The sequence below is a fragment of the Streptococcus sp. 10F2 genome (genome assembly GCF_054331515.2).
This window is the reverse complement of record NZ_JBTGGE020000104.1, coordinates 1-1,518: the sequence shown is the minus strand read 5'-3', so window position 1 is coordinate 1,518 and position 1,518 is coordinate 1. Positions and strand designations below refer to the sequence as shown.

General features: G+C 33.1%; 1 protein-coding gene. It reads right to left on the bottom strand.

Features of this window, described 5'->3' with window-relative positions; genetic code table 11:
- Positions 1-959 precede the first annotated feature (959 nt).
- Entirely contained in the window at positions 960-1,325 is a 366-nt protein-coding gene (locus ACXM1Q_RS09205) for a hypothetical protein (RefSeq protein ID WP_458517798.1), read from the bottom strand.
- Positions 1,326-1,518 lie beyond the last annotated feature (193 nt).

Sequence of the window (1,518 nt, the reverse complement as noted above, 5' to 3'; positions counted from 1 at the left end):
CGACTTAACAAGACACCTCTACTTTAACATAAAGAAAAAGTAGTGAGAAAATCTTCCGTCGAAGATTCCCTCACTACTAATCTTAGTATGTTTGAATCGATAAAAACAGCTTAGAACTAACGTTTTTAATGACGTAATTCTAAGCTGTTTTCTATTTCCAAGACTTTTTGCCCAGCTTCTTTTTGTTAGTTAAATATTGACTCATATTTTTGGTTGAATAGTTTTTGAAGGTTAATAAAGGGTGTTTTTTGAGCTTTAATAATATCTCCGATTGCAGGAGATACGATGCTTTCAATTTCTTCTAAATTTTCCAGTTGAATCAGTATTGTAAAAATAGAGTCTATTCTGCTTGTCTAATCTAAGATAATATTCTCCGTATCCGTAGGTGAAGTAAGTATCTCCTCTCATATATATTGACTGATTATCATCCTCGTGAAATTGAACATTTTTGGTATTTGGTTTATCAATGAAGTCTATGTTTTTTAAAGCCATGATCAATTCAGGTCTAGCCCTATCCTTTCTAGGCATATGACTAGCATAATAGACGGAATAACGGGCTAGATTATATTGGATATACATGTAGATGGAACCGATAAGAGCTAGAAATAGACTAACTATTACAAAATATTTTTTTAGGTTCATATTTTCTACCTTCCTTTCTTGCCTTTTTTAGCAGATGATTGAGGTTTAAAGAATTGAGCGACTGTCGCGATTGCCGTAGCTATGGGTTTGGCAATTGTTGGAGCTGATGTTACAGCTCTGTAGATAGAATTCTGTATCGGTTTAACGAAGTTGGTCAAGAATTCACAAACATGTGAGTCAACATATGCTAATTCAATTGAGATATGATTTGAAGCAGGGATAGAATTTATTCTATCAAACTGGGAAAGGACCCAAAAGATAAGAAATAGAAAAACCTGGAGAATGTGAAAAAAAACATTCTCTAGGTTTTTAAGATGTTATTGGAATCTTTTACCATAAGTTATGTTGAAGAGCCATTGAAGATTTTGTCCTTGTGGGGGTGAAGGTTGTATATCTATGACTGGAGATAGTAATGTGTATGCAATATCTTTCCCCTTTTTTTCTGCTTGCTGATAATCATAAGACGGTAGAGGAGTTCCCATGAGAGTAACGTTAAGGAATTCTCCTTTACCTGAAAAGGAATAAATATGGTCTTTATCGAATAATGAATAATCTCGTGGAGAACCTGTTAAAAAAACATTATCTTTTTTACGTATGATCGCGGATCTGCCGTCAAATGAGTAAACAAATGCATTATTTTTTGGCCTTGGAATATATTCTAGATTATCAATAACCATAGCCATAACAGGATCGTAATTAGGATTGTAATCTAAATTTTGGGCATAATAAACGGAATAATGGATTAAATTTCTTTTATAGTTGTTTCACTTTAAAAAACATTGTTTAGACATTCTATCACCGAGTTATATTTGGGTAGTAACTCTATGACTTTCTTCTTAAGGTTAGCCCATGCTTTTTCAATCGGATTTAGTTCAG